11 protein-coding genes are annotated in these 20,768 nt (G+C 48.4%); 5 read left to right on the top strand and 6 right to left on the bottom strand.

Going from position 1 to position 20,768, the window contains the following annotated elements; genetic code table 11:
• Window positions 1-57 precede the first annotated feature (57 nt).
• From J7623_RS25975 to J7623_RS25950, 6 genes are all read right to left on the bottom strand, one after another.
• A complete protein-coding gene (locus J7623_RS25975; protein ID WP_291926297.1) occupies window positions 58-1,767 on the bottom strand; it encodes a hypothetical protein in 1,710 nt (569 codons plus the stop codon).
• A gap of 12 nt (window positions 1,768-1,779) precedes the next feature.
• Window positions 1,780-3,042, bottom strand: a complete 1,263-nt coding sequence (locus J7623_RS25970) for an MFS transporter (RefSeq protein WP_291926294.1) — start codon at window positions 3,040-3,042, stop codon at window positions 1,780-1,782.
• A 6-nt stretch (window positions 3,043-3,048) separates the two neighbouring features.
• On the bottom strand, window positions 3,049-4,098 hold the full coding sequence (locus J7623_RS25965) for a glycoside hydrolase family 130 protein (protein WP_291926291.1): 1,050 nt from the start codon (window positions 4,096-4,098) through the stop codon (window positions 3,049-3,051).
• Between the two features lie 78 nt (window positions 4,099-4,176).
• Window positions 4,177-5,676 (bottom strand): RagB/SusD family nutrient uptake outer membrane protein, encoded by a 1,500-nt coding sequence (locus tag J7623_RS25960; RefSeq protein ID WP_291926288.1) that lies wholly within the window; start codon window positions 5,674-5,676, stop codon window positions 4,177-4,179.
• Window positions 5,677-5,688: 12 nt separating this feature from the next.
• Window positions 5,689-8,766: a TonB-dependent receptor gene (locus J7623_RS25955; RefSeq protein WP_291926285.1), complete on the bottom strand. Its 3,078-nt coding sequence runs from the start codon at window positions 8,764-8,766 to the stop codon at window positions 5,689-5,691.
• Between the two features lie 255 nt (window positions 8,767-9,021).
• Complete coding sequence (locus J7623_RS25950) at window positions 9,022-13,095, bottom strand: two-component regulator propeller domain-containing protein (RefSeq protein ID WP_291926281.1); 4,074 nt, start codon at window positions 13,093-13,095, stop codon at window positions 9,022-9,024.
• A gap of 176 nt (window positions 13,096-13,271) precedes the next feature.
• On the opposite strand from J7623_RS25950, the gene J7623_RS25945 reads away from it, so the two are divergent.
• The 5 genes from J7623_RS25945 (at window position 13,272) to J7623_RS25925 (ending at window position 20,764) form a co-directional block, all read left to right on the top strand.
• Window positions 13,272-13,964: an NAD(P)-binding domain-containing protein gene (locus J7623_RS25945; RefSeq protein WP_291926278.1), complete on the top strand. Its 693-nt coding sequence runs from the start codon at window positions 13,272-13,274 to the stop codon at window positions 13,962-13,964.
• 41 nt (window positions 13,965-14,005) lie between these two features.
• Window positions 14,006-14,569: a hypothetical protein gene (locus tag J7623_RS25940; RefSeq protein WP_291926275.1), complete on the top strand. Its 564-nt coding sequence runs from the start codon at window positions 14,006-14,008 to the stop codon at window positions 14,567-14,569.
• Between the two features lie 451 nt (window positions 14,570-15,020).
• A complete protein-coding gene (locus tag J7623_RS25935; protein WP_291926273.1) occupies window positions 15,021-15,617 on the top strand; it encodes an RNA polymerase sigma factor in 597 nt (198 codons plus the stop codon).
• Window positions 15,618-15,704: 87 nt separating this feature from the next.
• A complete protein-coding gene (locus tag J7623_RS25930) occupies window positions 15,705-16,883 on the top strand; it encodes a FecR family protein (RefSeq protein WP_291926270.1) in 1,179 nt (392 codons plus the stop codon).
• Window positions 16,884-17,074: 191 nt separating this feature from the next.
• On the top strand, window positions 17,075-20,764 hold the full coding sequence (locus tag J7623_RS25925; protein WP_291926267.1) for a SusC/RagA family TonB-linked outer membrane protein: 3,690 nt from the start codon (window positions 17,075-17,077) through the stop codon (window positions 20,762-20,764).
• Window positions 20,765-20,768: the final 4 nt, after the last annotated feature.

Here is a 20,768-nt window from a genome sequence, read left to right as displayed (position 1 = left end):
TAAACATAACATGATCTCCGCTGCATTTGCTAACTGCTAACTGCTAACTGCTAATTGCTAATAGCTAATCGTTACCCCATTTACCTGCAATTGGTTACCCACTGTACGCTCTTTACCTCCTGCTGGCGTAAATACCAGCACTGCCGGGCTTCGCGCCGGTAATACCAGGTCGTACGATTGCTTCACTTTACGCGCAATAAATTGCCGGGTAACCGTGTTATAAATATCCACCGGTTGATCACCGGTATGTACTGTTACCTTTTTTTCTTCCGGGTAAGGATTATAGTAGAGAAAAGAAGGGTAGGCCGTATCTCTGAAAAAATCTGTGGCCAGTAAATTCAGTTGTAAGATGCCGGGCACGGAAGTAGTACGGATAATACTGCCAAAGATGCCCACATGCCCGCTGCCATATACGCTGAATTGTGACACATCCGGGTTTCCTTTGGCCCATTGAGGCCCATCACCTTGTGCTACCGGCGCTTTCAGGTGTGCATACTCCGGGTAGGAGGAAGTATGAATAATACCTTCGTAACCAATCACGCCTTTGGTAATAGCCGCTTTTCCCGGGATGGTTTCATGATCATCCGGCATATATTGGGTGTAAAAGAAACGGGCAGCATTGCTGGCATTGAGCATCCATTTACCAACGGTAGCGGCATAGGAAGGATCGTAGCGCACCATGGCCACAAGTGGCCACGCCGCATCAAAGGTGTTCATCAGGAATCCGTATCCGCCCCGGTCTGTGGTGCTGCCCACAATACCAGAGATGTCAATGCCGTTCCAGTTGCCCACCAATACGCCCCAGCCAAGGCGACATTCCGGGTTGCCATTAAATGTCCATTCCATAAATTTCTGCACGTTAAATTGTTTGCCTTGTTCGGCATTGAGTCTTGCTGCCATGTAAGCGCCAAAAGGCATCAGCACTTCATAATTGGTATTGTGTGGCTGTTGCTCCAGTGTTTGCAATGCTTTCACGGCATGTTGCAGGTAACGTGGATCGCCAAATTTTTTGTACGCGGCATATAATACGTAGGCATGACCCGCCGCTGCATCCTGCTGTTTACAGATCCAGTTTTCTTTGGGTTGCAGGTGTGCATAATCGAAAAAGGAGTGATCATAATTGCCATTCAATACAGAGTCGGCGGCGCAGAATTTTTCAGCAATGCGATGAGCCAGCGTATCAAAGCCCGGCGTGTTGGGATAGTGATCGTATATGCCATAAAAAAGTACGTTGGGATATACATCGTACCACCAGTCGCGCCCATAGCCGCCGCCCAGCTGTGCTACTTCGGGGCAGGTATTATTCATCATAATATCCCAGCCGGTTTCGCGGTTGAAATAATTTTTCAGCATGGCTACATAGTTAAGGCCGGGCGGACGACTTTTGTCAATACCCACTAAAGTAGCACCGAGTGTGGCTCCCATGGTAGCCAGGGCTTCGTGAAAAATTCCCTTATTATGCAGAGGACCCTGTCGCTGGTCATCCATGGCGGTATAGAGGCCTACTACCGGCTGATCAAAATTATGACGGCTGCTGTCCCACCACACCAGTGGCCAATGTGGACCGGTGGTATTGAAGTTATAGGCGGTGCTGTCGAATTGCCGGGCCAGCGCGTACCAGTCGATGATCTGCAGTGGTTGCGGCACATCGGCCATGGAGTCCAGCCGTGCCAGATGCCGCTGCGTTACCGGTGTTGGCGGCGTCGCTGTTTTACAAGCTATCCACATCAGGCAGCACACAATGCCTGTTGTTATTAGTTTTACCATGCTACTTACAATTTAGATCACTACCGTGTTTTTTTTATCAATTTCTTTTATCAGCGCTTTCCCTTCTCTGATAATACGTTTGCCTACTATAATAGAAAGCAGTTGCAGGATAGCAATGATGATAATGGCATAACGAAGTGCCACTTCCGTGGAAAAATAATATGCCAGGAATATAAAGGTGCCGGCACCCAGGAAGCGCCCTGCATAGAGGCCTATTTCATGATTGAGAATATAGGCGTATTCATTGCGTTTTTCTTTTTTGGAAAGAATATCAATCACGCTGAACTGGATAGGGAAGTAGGCCATGTCCAGCAGCGGCTTTGCGAGCAACAGGAATAACATAAAAATCACTACGCCGGTGGCATTGTAAAAGGCGCCGTTGAAAATGGCCGCCAGGGCAAAGCAGATCAACCCGCCGGCAAAAATGGTGATACGGTGTTCCGGCTTCGCGGCCCTGCCAATAATGTACATCAATACAGCGGCAATGATGGCTCCCACTGATTGCGCTGTGCCTAATGCGCCTTCCTTTCCCAATAGCAGCATGATCAGCATTGCCGGTGCTGTAACGAGATAGCCCTGCGCCAATCCTTTTAATGACGCCAGCATCAGCAGTTTACGCCAATATGGATGGAAGCGCAGGTACAGGAATGTTTTTTCGGCCGGGTTCTGAAAGTGTCCCCTGAAGCATACCACAGAAGCCAGGATGGTGATTAAAAATACCAGCCCGGTAATAATGCGGTAGGCATTGTTCACGTTCATTTCGCCCCCCGATTCTATAAACCAGCCAATACAGATTGGCACCACCACTGCAATGATAGTATAGAAAAATGTTTCCAGCCCGTAATAATAATTGCGGTTTGCATCACTGGTGATGGATAACGCCAGGTAGTCACGGTTGGCCCAGTAAAAGCCGAACGACATACCCATGATAATACCTGCTATCCCAATGCCGGTGAGATCCAGCGTTTTGAGCGACATCATTACAATCATGGAAACACCACTTAGCAGCATACCCACCGCATACAGCGTTTTAATGTTGAAACGATTTAACAGGAAACCGTTTAATAAAAACGTCAGTGGTATGCCGGTGTAAATAGTCAGTTGATAGATCACCACTTTCGTAGGGTCGTTTGAGTTACGCATTACATATGCTGCTACAAAAATATCGATGACCGGCAGCACCAGCGCATAGATCATATTCGTGAGTACCAGTATACGGAAGTCGTGCGGCTGTTGGTTGAAATGTTTTATTTCCGCAGAAAGATTCCTGAGCATAAGCGATTAACTTTTTAAGGATGAAAGTATTTCTGCGATGGACAACCGCGCTGCGCATACTACTTCGTCGGCTGCGCCGTAGTAGATAGTCAATTCATCGCCTTTCACCACGTGTCCGTTGGTGAAAACGACCTGGCCAAAAAATCCTGTGAGCTCGTAGGGCGCCTCCGGCATCATGATCGGATCTTCACTGCGGGCCAGTACTTTAGATGGATCGTGCAGATCCAGTAAGAGGGCGCCAAGCCCATACTGGTGATGGATATTAGCGCCGTGATATATTTCCAGCCAGCCTTCGGCTGTTTTGATGGGTGCTGCACCGGCGCCTACCCTGGCGCTGTCCCAGCGGGCTGCGCGGGTCCGGGCCAGGCATTGGTGCTTCCCCCAGTGCTCTCCATCGGGCGACTGTGCCAGCCAGATGTAGTTGCCGCCAAGGTCCACACTGCTGGGGCGATGCAGGGCATAGTACTTGCCGTTTATTTTTTCAGTGAATAGGGTGCAGTCCTTATTATGCGGTGGAATAATCATGCTGGGTGTTGAAAACGTTTTCCAGTCGCGTGTAGTACGCATGCCTACGCCTACACCGTTGGGTGATACGGCGGTGAAGGTGAGATAATACACGTCGTCTATTTTTGTTACGCGGCAATCTTCCAGTCCAAAAGCTTCCAGCGGCCCTTCGCCATGCAACTGTGGATAACCTTCCGGTTCGCGGAAATGAATTCCATCTTCACTGCAAAATAGTCGTAGGTGCGAGAGCGTAGTGAGGTAGTCGTCGCCCTTATAGCGCAGCACCCGTGGATCTTTGGCTTCGAGATGCGGATCATTTTTTAAGATATCCATGATAGTGATACCACCTTCCTGCAGTATAGGAAAGGAAATGCGATCCTGCTGTTGTTGTGGTCTTTCTGCCACGCGAATGATCAGCCATGTTTTATTGTCGAATTCAAAAACGCCGGGATTCAGCAGGCAGGCCACTTCCAGGCCCGGCCAGCTCGGTTTAACATCTGCCGGTGTCAGCAATGGATTTTCCGCAAAGCGGTGAACGGTAACTGGTTTCATGTGAAGGTAGTTAAGGAGCTTGCCTGTTGTCTGCTGTTATGCGAACAACAGGCAAGCTTCCGTGTTCAATAAAGCGGGTTAATAGCCGGTGTTTTGCGGCAGTTTCAGCAAATCAGCTTCGCGTTGCGGAATGGGCAATAGTTTATTGAAAGGTTGCCAGCCGTTACCATAGTCCCTGTATCCTTTCAGGGGATCGGCATCAGGTGCTTTGGCCAGTATGGTCTGTGCCAGGTTCCATCTCACCAGGTCATAATAACGATGGCCTTCCATAGCCAGTTCCACGCGTCTTTCATGTTGAATGGCGGAAAGGAGAGCAGCTTTATCATTGGTGGTAACAGCGGGTAAGTTGGTAGCAGGATTGGCTGCGTACTTGCGTGCCCGTGCCCGTATCCTTTCAAGGTCTGCGCGCGCTTCCGGCAATGCGCCGAGGTTCGCATGACATTCTGCTTTCCACAGTATCACATCTCCCAAACGGATATACACAAAATCAACGCCACCATCATCGATAGGATTTACGTTGCTCATGAACTTGCGCACATTGAAGCCGGTCACCGGCGACCAGGCCGGATCATAGTTGGTGCCATCGAGGTATTTATCGCCGGCCTGGAAAAGCGTGGCGGCACGGCGTGGATCGCCTGTTTCAAAAGTATTGACCAGGTCTTTGGTAGGAATTTCAAAGCCCCAGCCTTTGCCCTGTGGCGCAAATACGGCGTTCAGCACAGATCCCTGGGATGGCACTTTGCCGGCATCATGACGGGCCGCAAAGATGATCTCCCCGCTCTTTTCTCCCATGCCGTTGAAATTATCTTCATAATGATCCAGCAACTGGTAATTCCCTTTTTCTACTTCCGCTACCTGGTTCAGGCAGTCCTGCCAGCGCTGCCGGTACAGGTAAGTTTTGGCCAGCAGGGCATGTGCGGCACCGCTGGTAGCGCGTTGATAGTTATCGGCGTCGTAGCCGGGAGGTAACGTGCTGATGGCCTGGTTGAGATCACTTTCAATCTGCTCATATACCTGCGCTGCCGGCGTACGCACGGTGTTATCAGTTAACTTTTTCTCCGGAACCAGCAATGGAATATCGCCGAAGTTGACTACCAACCGGAAATAATAAAACGCGCGGAGGAAATAGGCTTCGCCTTTCAGGCGTTTCAGCAACGCCGGATCAAGCCCGGGTACATTAGCGCCATCCTGTGCCAGCAGCGTGTTGCAGGCATCTACGCCTTTGTAGTTGAAACGCCAGATACCCAGCACATTATTATTTTCCGGGAAGATGCTGAACGTTTGCATCCGGCGCATATCTTCCTGGTCGCCGAGGCTACCGCCGCCTTTCACCGCATCATCACTCATCAGGTCGCCTATTACCCAGTCGCGGGGAATACTGCTGCCGTCATCCCAGCCCCAGTCGCCGCGGAAACGATTAGTGAGCGGGAGATACGCGGCATCCGTGGCCATCACAAAATCATTGGCTTCTGTAAAAACGTTGCCGCCGGTCAGCTTCCCCTGCGGGTATTTTTCCAGTTGCTTCGTACAACCGGCTATACTAACGGCAACGCATATAATAACAATTAGCTTTTTCATGGTGTGTTGATTTTAAAATCCAAACTGTAAACCAAAAGTATAAGTGCGGGAAGGCGGATATGTACCCATGTCAATACCTACGGCCATATCTGCGTAGTTGGCGAGGTTTTCATTGGTATACAACTCCGGATCCATGCCGCCATATTTGGTGATGGTGAACAGGTTTTGTGCGCTTACATAAATGCGGGCATTACTGAATCCGATGCGTTTCAGCAATGCAGGCGACAATGTATACCCCAGCATCGCGTTTTTAAGGCGCAAATAGCTGCCATTTTCCACGTATCGGTCGGATGTGCGGCGGTTGTTGTTCGGGTCAAGGAAGGTGGCCCTGGGCGTTTTATTACTGGTGCCTTCGCCATGCCAGCGTTCTTTGTAGAAATCTTCTTTATTATTAAATCCCCTTCCGTCGAAGCTGTTGATGATATTATCCACTTCATTATAAATCTGGTTGCCCTGCACACCATTGAAAAAGAGGGTGAGGTCAAATTGTTTCCAGGTAACACCGGCATTCAGGCTGTAGAGCAGCTTAGGATTCGGATTACCGATAATGGTGCGGTCGGCATCATCAATTTTTCCATCGTTGTTGTAGTCTACAAAGCGGATATCGCCAGGTTGCGCGTTTGGCTGGTATACATCTCCTTTGCTGTTTTTATAGTTCGCTACTTCCTGTGCATTCTGGAAGATGCCGTTGGTTTTATAGCCATAGAAAGAGCTGATCGGCTGGCCTTCCCGCAGGATGACGCGACCGGAGCCGGCAGAAAAGATTTGCTCCCGGCCTTTGTATAACGATACTACCTTGTTACGCAGGGTGGTAACGTTGGCGGCTATATTAAAAGAGAGATCTTTCTGCACGGATTGTTTATAGGCAGCGGTAATTTCCAGTCCTTTATTACTCATTTTAGCGCCGTTTACATACGGTGGTGCTGCATCGCCGTTGGTGTAGGAAGAAGGCAGTTGTATGAGGATGTCAGATGATTGTTTATTGAAGTAATCCACGCTGAGCGTCAGGGTGCCCTTGAGGAAACCTGCGTCTATACCGATGTTGGACTGGGTAGTAGTTTCCCATTTTACATCGGGGTTACCACGACTGATCACCTGTAAGATATTATTGGTAGTAGAGTAGATAGTAGCAAATGGATAGAGGCCAATATCCTGGTTGCCCAGTTGTCCCCATCCACCGCGGATTTTAAGGTCATTGAGCCAGGTCACATCTTTCATGAAATTTTCATGGGCAATATTCCAGCCGGCAGAGAAAGAGGGGAAATAACCCCAGCGGTGATCAGCACCGAAGCGGGAAGAAGCATCGGCGCGCATGTTGGCGTTGATCATGTATTTGTTATCGTACGCATAGGTAACGCGACCGAAATAAGACATGAGTCCCCATTCTTCCAGGTTGCCGCCATTGAACTGCTGACCGGAGCCATAGTCGAGGTACTGCAGGCTGGGAGAGCCATCAGCGCGGTTGTCGTAGCCGTTGCGGGAGGCAGAGAGGTAATCTACCTTAGACGAAATATATTCAGAACCCAGCGTTACACCCACGTTATGCTTTTCGTTGAAGAGGTGATTATAAGTGAGCACATTGGTCCAGTTGTACGTGGTGTAGCGGTTCCGGAATTTATCCAGTCCTTTGTCTTTGTCCTGCATCAGCGTGCGGTCGCCGGGGATTTGTCCGCTGTATTGCTGTTGTTCCGCGATATAGAAATCGGTACCGAGGTCGGTGCGCAGTTTAAAATCATTCAGGAAGCGTGCTTCTGCAAATACATTTCCCAGCAGGCGGTATCTGCTGGCCGTGCGGGTACGGTAATCTGCAATGGCCAGTGGATTTTTTCCATCTCCATATAGTAAAGCATTTTTATAGAGACCAGCCGGCGGTAAGTCACTATAGAAACCGGTTTTGTCATCGTAGAGCGGAATGGCATTGGGCCGGATCAGTGCATAGCGCACTACGCCTGGTAAGCTGCCGGGGCGGGCACCATCGCCGGAGGCGCCTATTTCCTGGGTACGGTCGTAGGTGAGATTCATATTTTCGCCCACGCGCAGCCAGCTTTTTACTTCACTGCTCACATTAGAGCGAAGGCCATATCGTTTGAAGTTGGAGTTGACGATGGTACCATCCTGGTTGACTACGTTGCCAGCCAGGTAGTAGCGGGTTTTATCGGAGCCTCCTGAGAAGGCCAGGTTATACCGCTGCGTAAGCGCCTGGCGGAAGATGGCGTTCAGCCAGTTGGTATTGGGTAATTTGGCGGGATCGTCCTGGTTGCGGGTAGTGGCGCCGTCGTTGGTGAATGCTTCATTCTGCAGTTCTATAAACTGGCTGGTACTTAGCATATTGGGTAATCCGCTGGCTTTGGCGAGGCCGTAGGCAATGTCCAGGTTGATTTCATTTTTGCCGGCCTGCCCGGTTTTGGTGGTTACCAGGATAACGCCGTTGGCAGCACGCGATCCATAGATGGCTGCTGCAGCGGCATCTTTCAGTACTTCAATAGAGGCGATGTCGTTGGGTGAAATGGTATTCAGCCCGCTGTTCATTGGTACGCCATCAATAATATAAAGCGGGTTGCTGCTCTGGCTGAGGGAACCTATACCCCTGATGCGTACCACGGCTTCAGTACCGGGTGCACCGGTAGGAGAGGTAACGGAAACGCCAGGTGCTTGTCCCTGTAAGGAAGTGCTGAGATCTACGGCCTGGGTTTTAGCCAGGTTTTTTCCATCTATAGAGGAGATGGCACCCGTTACCTGGCTTCTCCGCTGCGTACCATACCCGATGACTACCACATCTTTCAAGGCCACTTCATCTTTTTGAAGTGTTACGTTCAATGCGCCACTGCCGGAGTAAGTGACTGTTTTGGTTAAGAAGCCCATAAAAGAGAACTGTAGCGTAACAGGACCGCCACCGCTGATGGTAATGCTGTAGTTGCCGTCCACTCCCGAAACAGCGCCATTTTTGGTATTGGGCTGTATCACGGTAACGCCGGGGAGGGCGCCACCTTGTTCATCGCTGATATGACCGCTTACTTTCACCTGGGCATAGGTGGCCCCGCTAAGTAGCAGCAGTATCACAGCCGACATTAGTTGTGTCCAGTTTTTCATTCGTAAGAATTTAATGGTTCCATCCCGGAACCGGTTTTAAAAATGTTTTTAACGTTGGATTTGAAATGGAATTTACAGGCCGTGCATCCCCTGTTTTTTCATACGTCGAATAATTGTTTTTGATTGATTTGGATGAGCTAAAGGTAGGTGCAGAGAGCAGGAAACGACTGTACTATAGTTGCAAAGAGCTGTACAGTTGCTAAATTTTATAATTGAAAATCAATAGATTGAACCTGTTTTTATCTTGTGCCGACACTACACCATGGTTTGTTGTTCGCGGTATTCGTTCGGTGAACAGCGATACATCTTTTTAAACTCCCGGAAGAAATAGGATTGGTTATTAAAACCTGTTTTATAAAAAATTTCAGCGACGGTAAGCTGGGTTTTTACCAGGAGTTGGGCGGCTTGTTTTAACCGGATATAACGGATAAATTCTGCCGGTGTCATATTGGTGAGTGTTTTCAGTTTCCGGTACAACTGCATTTTGCTGAGGAGCAGGTGTTTTTCCAATACCTCTGCGTTGAGTCCTTCTTCATCGATCCGTTCTTCAATGGCTTGTACCAGTTCCTGCAGAAATTGTTTGTCGGCGTCCGGCATATCGGTTTCTTCGAGTTGCCCCAGCGGGTGATCTCTCCTGAAAATTTCGTGCAGGCGTTGGCGGTATTCCAGCAGCTTGCGTACCCTTACCTGTAAGTGAGCGGCATGAAAGGGTTTGGGAAGATAGGCATCTGCGCCGGCTTCATACCCTTCTGTTTGCTGGTCGATGGTACCGCGGGCCGACAAGATAATAAAAGGAATATGACAGGTGCTGGCAGCATTTTTTACTTTGTCGCACAGCTCCAGGCCGTTCATATCGGGCATCATGATGTCACTGATGATCAGGTCAGGCAGGGTTTGCCGCATCAGTTCCAGCGCTTCGTTGCCATTACCGGCTTCATAAATAATATAATGATCGGCGAGCAGTTCTTTTAATAGTTGCCGGATGGCGTATTCATCTTCCACTAACAAAATACTTTTTTTACCTGCCTCCTGCACACTCTGAATACGGGATAGTTTGTTGGGATCGATCACCGGCGGCGTTTGCGGCAACAACTGCGCCGTAATGGACTGTAGCAGGTACGACGGAACAGGATTTGCCGGCGCTTCCTGTTGCGAGGGAAGCATCGTATCTGCCGGTGAAAGTGGAAGCTGTACATAAAACGTCACGCCATTATTTTCATTCACCGCCCGGATGCTGCCATGGAGCAACTGTACCATTTGCTGGGTAAAAGCCAGCCCGATGCCGGTCCCAAACTTCCCATGAGTAGCAGTGGCCGTGCTGAAAAAACGGGTGAACAGGTTCTCCAGTTGTGCGTCGGGGATATGGCTGCCGGAATTATACACGGAGATGTTCAGGTAGTGATTGGCAGGCGTTGCACGAAGTATAATCCTTTCATCGCGGTTGGTATATTTACAGGCGTTGCTCAGGAGGTTAAACAGTATCTTTTCCAGTTTGTCTTTATCCATGGCGGCTATTATTGCCGGTGTAATAGCTGTTTCGAAGTGTAACGCTTTTTGCTGACACATTGGTTTAAACAACGCTGCAATATTTTCCAGCAACGCGGATATATTCAATGGCGCGTAGTTGTTTTTCAGGAAGCCGGATTCGGCTTTACGAAACTCGAGGAGTTGCTGCACCAGGTAGGTCAGCCGCGAGGCATGCTGATGTACGAGCGCCTGGTGGTAATGGTCGCCGGGGTGCTCGCGGCTGCGTTCTGCTGCGCCTACAATCAACGTGAGTGGTGTTTGCAGTTCGTGGGCAATATTGGTGAAAAAGCGGAGTTGTTCTTCGTGTACTTCCTCTTCTTTTTTACGCAGCAGGTGCTCCATTTCGAGCTGGTGTTTCATCTCCAGCTTATTTTTCCGGTATAGCCAGAACGCAGTGCCGGCGCCACCTGCCAGCAACAGGTATAACAAAAATGCGGGCCAGGTGAGCCAGAAATATTGTTGTATAGTAAGCGTGAACAGTGTGCTGGGAGGCGTCCATACGCCTTCTCCATTACTCCATTTTACTTTTAGCGTATACTTGCCCGGTGGTACATTACTGTAGGCGATCCTGCCATTGCCACCCATGTACTGCCAGGTTTTATCGTAGCCTTCTAACAGCCATGCATACTCGCATTTTTCTGCATGCAGGAAGCTTACCGCTTTTCCCTGTAATTCGAAAAAGTTGTCGCGCCTTGCCAGCGTATAGGCGGCATCGTTATATTGCCCTGGTTGAAGCACTTCTATGCCATGATCGTTTGTTTTGCCGGCTAGCTGGAGTCCGGATACCAGCAGGTTGGGATAGAGGTGGCGTTCCTGTATGTTGGCCGCTATAAAATAATTGAAACCATAAATGCCACCGAAATAAAGGTGTCCGGCCGGATCTTTCCACACGGCGCCATCGCTGAATTCATTGCTTTGTAATCCATCGGCCTCCTGGAAGTGTGATATTTCCCTGGTGCCGGGATGAATACGCGCCAGGCCCTTGTTGGTGCTGACCCAGATCATTCCGTCGTTATCCTGTGTAATAGCATGAATGGTATTATTGGGCAGGCCGTTGCCGGTGTTATACCGGGTGAATACTGGTTTTGCCTGGCTGATATCCGCTTCTGCCAGGCAGTTCAGCCCATAGCTGGTGCCTATCCACAGGCGTTGCTTTGTATCGCGATAAAGCGCCAGCACATCATTATGCGACAAGGCGCCGTCGTAGCTAAAGGCCTGGAACAACTGAAATTGCTGCCGGCTTTTATTGAAGAGATTGAGCCCGCCGTAGCGGCAGCCGACCCAGAGCGAATTAGCGGGACCAGGCGCCAGTGAATAAATGATATCGTTCCCCGGACCGTTGTCGCTGCCATTGAAGGTATATTGCCGAAAGGCAGTTACTGCGAGCGCCGTTCCCTGTCGCTGTATACGCAGATGTATGAGGCCGTACCCACTGGTGCCCAGCCACAGGGAGCTGTCGGCATCCGGTAGTATGGCATATACGGAGCCGAATACCGGCAGTTTATTGCTACCATTGACTGATTGCCAGCGAATGAAGCGTTTATGGAGCTGATCGTAAACAGCAAGTCCCTTGCCGTCTGTGCCGATAAAAATCAGGCTATCCATACCGCGACAAAGCGCAAAAACGGAATTATCATCCAGTTCCGAGGAAAACAATTGCTGATGGCTGGCAGTTGGTTGCCGTGTAAAATCGGATAAAGCGATAATGCCATTGCCTTTGGTGCCTATCCACAGATCGTTGCCATTGGCGCAGAAAGCCCGTATGGGTTTATTAAAAGCGGCGCCGCCGCTATTGCGGTTTACCGTACCAAAAATTTTTGTTTGCGGGTATATTTTAATGATGCCATTGCCATCTGTTCCGCACCATAACACTTGTTCATTACCGGTAGTCCAGGAGATGATTTTCATATCCTGCAGTTGTTGCGTGGCTTCGGGAAACAGGTGTGAAGGTTTGAACTGCGCGTCGTATTCTCCAAAGCCTTGTGTAGTCCAGGCCAGCAGGTAATGCTGGTTGTAGATAGTCATGGCATTGACCGCATGTGGCAACTGTACCTGCAGTTGCGCCTGGTGGGTACCGGGAGATACGGCCATCAGCTCATGTGCGGTAGTGGTGAAAAATATCCTGCCATTCACGGCAAATAAAGCCTGCACATTAGTGTAACGTTGTAACAGCGGCCATTGCGCCTGCCAGTCCGCATATATTTCCAGGGTGCCATCGCCGCGGAGTACCCACAGGTGGTTGGCGCCGTCGAATACGGCTTTGCTGATGCGGCTGTTGCCGGCAGGTAGCGGGCATACGGCAAAGGAATCGGCGGCGGCGTTGTAGCGGGTGAGTCCTTCCTGCAAACTCAGGCAATACAATTGCCCGGTGGTATCCGTCATCAGCCGGTATTCCTGCTCGCTGATACGGCTGCGTTGTTGCCGGCGGTAAAAATAATTATAGAATTTCCCGCTTCGCTTATCGTACCGCGATACTCCTTCAATGGTACTGAGCCAGATATGTCGCCGGCCATCTTCCAATACCTGTAATACTACGTTGTTGCCAATGCTGTGCAGGGGATTATCTTTGCTATAGTTAAACACGTGAAACGCAGTGCCATCGTACATATTCAGTCCATCCCAGGTGGCAGCCCAGAGGAGCTTATCTGAATCCAGGAACAGGGAATTAACGGCGCTGTTGGAAAGACCGTTACGGTTATCGAGTTGCTGGGTATAGTAAGCTGCTGTATCACCCGCTAACGCAACAGATGCACAGGAGGAAATGCAGATCAGCAGGGAACAGATCAGGAACAATCGCTTCATAACGTGCTGGTTTACGGTGGCATGGCCGTCGCCATTCGTTAAGGTACTAAATTTTTGGGTGGGAGAGGAAGGGAATGTATGAGTGGAGAGGTATCGCGTTTAATTATCGATACTAAATTCGTATCTTTCTTTTGATATAGTCCTGGCAATAATATAGCGACCGGCCTTCTTCGGTGATGACCAACACTTATTACAAAAAATCCTCAAAAAAAATTACTACTATGAAAATTGGTGTTATTGGTTCCGGTGAAGTAGGACAAACACTGGGAGCCGCATTTTTAACAGAAGGACATGATGTAATGCTGGGTACGCGTAATCCCGAAAAAGACACTGTACAAGCGTGGAAAAAGAAAAATCCTAAAGGGCAAACCGGCACCTTTGAGGCTACCGCGCAATTTGGAGAGCTGCTGATTCTCTGTGTAGCTGGTAAGGTGGCGGAATCGGCTGTAAAACAAGCCGGTGTTGCTCACTTCTCCGGTAAAGTAGTGATTGATACTACCAATCCTATTGATGGGCCACCACCGGAAAATGGTGTGCTGAAATTTTTTACAGCGCAGAACAGTTCACTGATGGAGAAAATACAGGAAATTATTCCTGATGCCAGGGTGGTAAAAGCATTTAACAGTGTGGGGAATGCAGCGATGTATAAACCACAGCTATCAGGTGGTGTACCAACCATGTTTATCTGCGGCAATGATGCAGCTGCCAAGGCAACAGTAGCGGGGATACTGACGGATTTTGGCTGGGAAACGGAAGATATGGGTGTTGCGGCAGCCGCCAGGGCAATAGAACCGCTTTGCATGCTATGGTGTATACCTGGATTTTTGCACAATAGCTGGCGCCATGCATTTAAATTGTTGAAGCCGTGAGCCCCATATTATGATTCTATTAGCATTTTAATAAAAAAAGGATGCTTATCTTTATCCGCATGTTACGCATCGTTTTTCTTGCTGTTGTTTTAATGTCAGGTTTGGCTGTAAATGCACAAACGGATTCCTCTTTCGGGGCTATGAACCGCTGGGAGTCAGGCTTTAAACGTCCACCTGCAGGCGATACCAATAATATCCATAAGAAATGGTTTGTTACAAAGTACGCGGGCGTTTCGGCTGGCTTTGTTGCGTTTAAAGGAGGAGGAGGTTCTTTCCTGTCGGTGCCTTTATCGTTACAGTTGAACCGTCAGTTGACGAATAATTTGTTTGCCTTTGGTGCGGTATCGGCGGCACCTATGGTTTTCCGTACCAATAGCGCGTTTTACCAACCTGCTATGAAGGGCGGTAATAGCTGGTCGCAGCAGAATAATTTCTCCGCCTGGTCAGATGCCAGGATAGGTGTGATGTATATCAGTAACGACAAAACATTCTCCATTTCCGGTAGTGTAGGCGTAGGCCGGGGTACTTATAACGGGTATTCTCCTTTCTATTCGCCGATGTCGTCGCCGGTGTTTTCTCCGATGGGAGGACATGGGCAGTGGTAAGCATCAATAACTAATAGCATGATAGCCGCTTACAATGCGGCTTTAGATAAAAATAAAAAAGGCAGGCTGGAGTTCATCCCGGTTTGCCTTTTTTAATTGGCATACCTTCTTCCGTTATTGTACCGGACAGTGACAAGGAATGCTTTCCGGGGTGTTTTACACAAGTCGGTACATAAGACGTGAATCATCAATGATAGTCCCGAAAAAAGTACATCTTTTTTTTATGAAGATGAGAATAGCCAGGAGCATACGTTTAATGCGATCGTATTTTACGTGGGTGAGGAGTGGTTGGTCATCTCCGGAATAAGAAAACAAAGGCTTTAAAATCACCGTACCTATTATTTTATCTGCCTGATATTATTATATTGCGAACAGAACGAAGAGGTCATTAAATAATGTGAAGTAACGCTATCGGGGATAAGAACATTCAAATTTTTTAAATCAACTTTATTTGTCGGATATTTCTTCATACAACGAGAAGGAATTCCTGGATGCTATTGCGGGAGGCGATGAGCAAGCCTATGCGCAATTATACCGGCATTACTGGAATGAAGTATACTCACTTGCGTTGTCGTTTTTAAAATCTCCTGCCCTCGCGGAGGATACCCTCCAGGAAGTATTTGTAAAGCTATGGCTGAAAAGGGAAAGCATTCATGAATGGAAGGATTTCAGGGCCTACTTTATGACCATGGTGCGTCATGAAATCATTAATACCATGCGGCAGGGCAAGCGCCAGTTGCTGATTCGTGACCTCCATGCCGGGGTTGATGCAGTTGAAGCGGCTCCTCCGGAAGCATTATTGCATAGCAAGGAAACCATTGCCCTGCTTCAAAATGCAGTAAATACTTTGCCCGTAAAGCAGCGGGAAGTTTTTTTGTTGAGCCGCACCAATGGATTAACACATGACCAGATTGCAGCACAAATGCAGTTGTCTAAAAAAACAGTCGCCAACCTGATCACGCTTGCGCTGAACCAGATACGTGAGTACCTGAATCAGCAGGGGTATCTTATAGAACTATTACTGGTGGCTGCCTGCCTGTTTTTTTAAAAATAATATTATTTTTTTTCGGGAGTATCATTTCTGCTTTGCGTCTTATCTATACAAGCATATGCGCCCGATCCATAAAAGTATGTCATGAACACGCCATTTGTTGAACTGATTGATGCTTATCTGACCGATTCACTGACGCCGGAACAAGAAGCTGCGTTCCTTTATATGCTGGAAGATAAAACCAACAGCGATATACTGGATCGCGTGATGGCTGAAAAGGCAGCGGATCAGTCCTTTGTGGGAGAAGAAGATATTGATCGTCGTGAGAAAAACCTGTTGGTGCTGCAGGAAAGATTGCAACATCTCCGGGAAGACGCGGCAGTTGTTAACATACGTCCGTTATATCGTTATCGGTGGGCGGCAGCGGCGGCAATGCTCCTGTTGCTGGTGGGAGGTATTTATATGCTGCTGCCACGCGGACAGAAAAAAACGAATCCTATAGCGCAGGCAGCCAGGCATCCGGAAGATATTGCACCTGGCAGGAACGGCGCTATACTGACGCTGTCCGACGGGTCTGCGGTGGTATTAGATACTATGCATAATGGCGAAGTAGCTAACCAGAACGGAACGAAGGTGCTATTGAAAAATGATGCGCTCACCTACGCTCCCGACGGGCAACGCGTGGGTACACCTGCGGCTAATGTGCTGTCTACTCCCAGAGGGCGGCAGTTCAATGTAGTACTGCCCGACGGCACAAAAGCCTGGTTAAATGCTGCCTCCTCTATTACCTATCCGACCGCATTTAATGGCCGGGAAAGGAGAGTGGCCATTACGGGAGAAGTATACCTGGAAGTAGCTGCCAATGCACAGCAACCATTTTACGTGAGCATCAACAAACAAACCACCATACAGGTATTGGGTACCAGCTTTAACATCAATGCCTACACTGATGAACCGGTGATTAAAACAACCCTCCTGCAGGGAAGCGTGAAAGTAGTGATAGGCGCGAAGGCGAACCTCCTGCAGCCAGGAGAGGAAGCTATTACGGCATCCGGCAGCGATATTAAAATTCAACCAGCCGATATCGGGAAAGTAATGGCCTGGAAAAAAGGAATGTTCGATGTGGAAGGAGAAGGAACTGCTGCGTTCTTACGGCAACTGGCCAGGTGGTACGACCTGGAAATTGTGTACCAGGGCGCCATTCCGGAAAAGAAGTTTCATGGGAAACTAGGCAGGGATCTGCAGTTGTCGCAGGTACTGGATGTGCTTTCTCAATTTAATATCAAATATAAACTCGAAGGGAAAACATTAACAATACTATAAACCACCATTAAAATATTTATTCACCGCTAAAAAACTGACTATGCATTGATGATCTGTAACAACGGACAACAGTAAAAAAAACCGGAAGTGTTTGCACCACCCCCGGTATAATGTACTGGCTGATCCAAAAAACAATTGTATTGCTCAATACAGGACTGCCTTATTATCAACCAATAAACTGATGCAAATGTATGCAATTAAGTACTTATTGTAACCAGGAGCGTGTTGTTTTAACAAACCGCTGGTTTATCAACCAAATGCTGCGAGTAATGAAACTGAGCGCCATCATTATACTTGTCTGCTGCCTGCATATCTCTGCCAGGAGCTACTCCCAGAAAATAACATTTACAGGGAGCAAAATAAAGCTGGAAAAAGTATTGGAAGCAGTAGAAAAGCAAACCGGCTTCGTGGCGTTATACGACGAAGACGTATTGAAAAATGCCCATCCTGTTACCATCACCGCCACCCAGCAACCACTTGAAACATTTTTGAAAGAAGTGTTTAAGGACCAGTCACTGGGATTTACTATTAAAAACACTTCTATCATTATCAGCCGGAAAGCCATACAGCCGGTGCCAGTGCTCCCGCCCTCGTTATCGGTTCCACCGGTAAAAGGGATTGTACGCAGCACCGACGGCAGCCCACTCCCGGGGGTATCCGTAAGGGTGATGGGATCTAACAAAGGCACCGTGACAGATGCCAATGGAAAGTTTACCATCACCGTAAAAGAAAATGATTTATTGAATATCACCTACCTGGGATTCCGCCCGGTTACAGCCGCGGTGAATGCTTCAGGCGCACTGATGTTGGTGGTTGACGGAGAACGCGTAACCGGGAAGGCATTACTCAACACCGCCGATGGCGTTATCATTCTGCTGGAAGCAGATCCTACACAACTGGATGCAGTAACGGTCAATACCGGCTATCAGCAAATTTCAAAAGAACGAAGCGCCGGTTCTTTTTCTAACCCCGATATGGGCGTGATAAGAGACCGCGGCACCAGCATGAATATCCTCCAACGGATAGAAGGACTGGTACCGGGCCTCGTGGTTAATAATTCTCCTAACGCCGTGAGAGAAGGAACTACCTTCCAGATCCGCGGACTCAGTACCATCAACGCCGATAAAAATCCGTTATACGTAGTAGATGGTATGCCTGTGAACGATGTATCTTCTATCAATCCACAGGATGTAGAATCCATCAGTGTATTAAAAGATGCTACTGCCGCATCTATCTGGGGCGCCAGGGCGTCTAACGGCGTGATTGTGATCACCACCAAAAAAGGAGAGGTGAACGAGCGTCTCAGCGTGAACTACGATGGGTTTATCAGCTTCCGCGGAAAACCGGATTTCGGTTACTTTCCCGTGTTAAATAGCCAGCAATACATCCAGGCTGCCAAAGAAACTTTTGACCCGGTAAACCGCCCATATGGGGCTGCTACCACCTATGATCCGTCAAATGGCAGTTCCACCGGGTTATCGCCCGACCGGCAAATATTATACGATATGTACCGCGGCGTGTTGACTGCTACACAAGGCAATGCCAAACTGGATAGCCTGGCACATATCGACAACCGCAGCCAGATAAAAGATATGTATCGTCCCGCCAGGTTAACGAACCATACACTGTCTGTTGCCGGAGGCTCCGGTAAATATGCTTTTTACGGATCGCTGGCATATACCGGTACTACAGATAATACACCCGGTAATACCAACAATGTATATAAAGTAAATACCCGCCAGGACTTTAAGTTTAATAAACACCTGAAAGTTTTTTTATTGGCAGATATCACCAACACCGTGAGCGCTTCCAATCGCGCTGTTTCACCTGATGCCCGCTTTCTGCCTTACCAGCTATTCAAAGATGGATCCGGTAAAAGCATCGATATGCCATACATGGGCTATCTCAGCGAAGAAGCCAGGGCTGCGATGCAAGCCAGCAGTAAAATCAACCTGAATTATAATCCCATCGATGACGCCCACACCGGCGAAACAAAAAGTAATGGACTTCTCACCCGCATCAATACAGGCGTAACCATCAACCTGCTGAAGGACCTCCAGTTTGAAGGCATGTACGGATATGTTAAAGGTAATACCCGGACTACTATGTACGATGATAATACCAACTATAGCCAACGGGTACAAGTGGTGAATTTTACAGAAGTGCCTACCTCCAGTAATATTCCCGTGTATCATCTGCCCACCACCGGCGGACAATACCGCCTGATCAATGCCAACCAGGATAACTGGGTAGTCAGAAATCAGCTCATCTATGATCACAACTGGAAGAAAGGGCTGCATCAGCTTACCGCCATGGCGGGACAGGAAGCACAGGAACAAAAAAGTATTTATAACAGCAATCAGCAATACGGTTACGACCAGCGACTACAAACCTATTCACTGGTGGACTACCAGCTGTTAGCTTCTACCGGCGTACCCGCCCCGGTGATGCCTTCTTCTCCTAATGGATCTATCTTAAACACGGACTCAATTTTTAATCAAAAAGAAGTCATGTCCCGTTTTACTTCCTGGTACCTGAACGCAGCATATACCTACAACCGCAAGTATTCCCTCAATGCTTCCTGGCGTAGAGATCAAAGCAACCTGTTTGGAAAAAATAAAGCGGCACAAAGTAAACCAGTGTGGAGTGTGGGAGGAAAATGGGATATCTGTAATGAACCCTTTTTTGAAGCCGTCAGAGGGGTGAACAACCTGGCACTGAGAGCTACATATGGCATCACCGGTATTTCACCTATACCCGGCAGCGCCGCTTCTTTTGATGTACTCACCGCCATCAATGCAGCCAATGCACCCGGAGGAAAAGCCTTGTATGTTTCCGCACCGGCTAATCCTAATCTGACCTGGGAAAGTACCAAAACTATTAATATCGGAATCGACTTCGCATTTCTTGGAGAGCGGCTCACCGGTTCAGTAGATGTCTACCGGAAAAAAACTTCTAACCTGCTGGGTAGCGTGCCCGTAAACCCTCTCACCGGGTTTACCACCCTGTTTGGCAATGCCGGAGATATTACCAATAAAGGCATTGAGCTCACATTGTCTACAGGCAATATCCTGACGAAGAAATTCAAGTGGATCACTATGCTGACAATGTCTTACAACCAGAATAAGATAGATAAACTGGTGCAGCAATTTCCGTATACCACCGGACAACAGATGATCAACAGTGCCAATTATGTTGAAGGACACCCGGCCTTTGCGCTCTGGGCTTATGATTTTGCGGGCCTGGATCACATGGGCGACCCACAGGTGAAACTGAATGATAAAAGTGTTACGAAAGATCCTGTAGGAGTAAAGGCCGGAGATGTGGTATACATGGGTGTTTACCAGCAGCCATGGAGCGGAGGATTATCTAATATTTTCATTTACAAGGCATTTTCACTGAACATTAATATTGTGTACAACTTAGGCAACAAAATGTTCCGTGATGTGAACCGCACTTACACCGGTTACAGTTTCATTCAGGCACAGAATTTCACCACGGGTAATTTGCATGCAGATTTTGCTGACCGCTGGAAGCAGCCGGGAGATGAAGCGCATACAAGTATTCCTTCTTTTGTAAGTACCCAGGAAAATTATAGCAGACGCAATACCGATTACTACATATATGGTAACAACAATGTGGTGGATGCTTCCTATGCCAAAATCCGCGATATCTCGTTATCCTATACATTGCCGGTGGCCATGGTAAGAAAGATCCATGCGGAGCAATTGACGTTTCGGTTCCAGGTGTCTAACCTGATGCTATGGAAAGCCAATCATAATGGTATTGATCCGGAATTCCAGGACGCCCGGTTTGGTTATCGTGCTGTTATGCCGGTAAACCAGGGAGCTATCACTTTTGGTGCGCATTTAACACTTTAAAAAT

It is taken from the genome of Chitinophaga sp., assembly GCF_017745275.1.
In the GTDB taxonomy this organism is placed as follows: domain Bacteria; phylum Bacteroidota; class Bacteroidia; order Chitinophagales; family Chitinophagaceae; genus Chitinophaga.
This window is presented reverse-complemented; position numbering and strand designations above follow the sequence as displayed.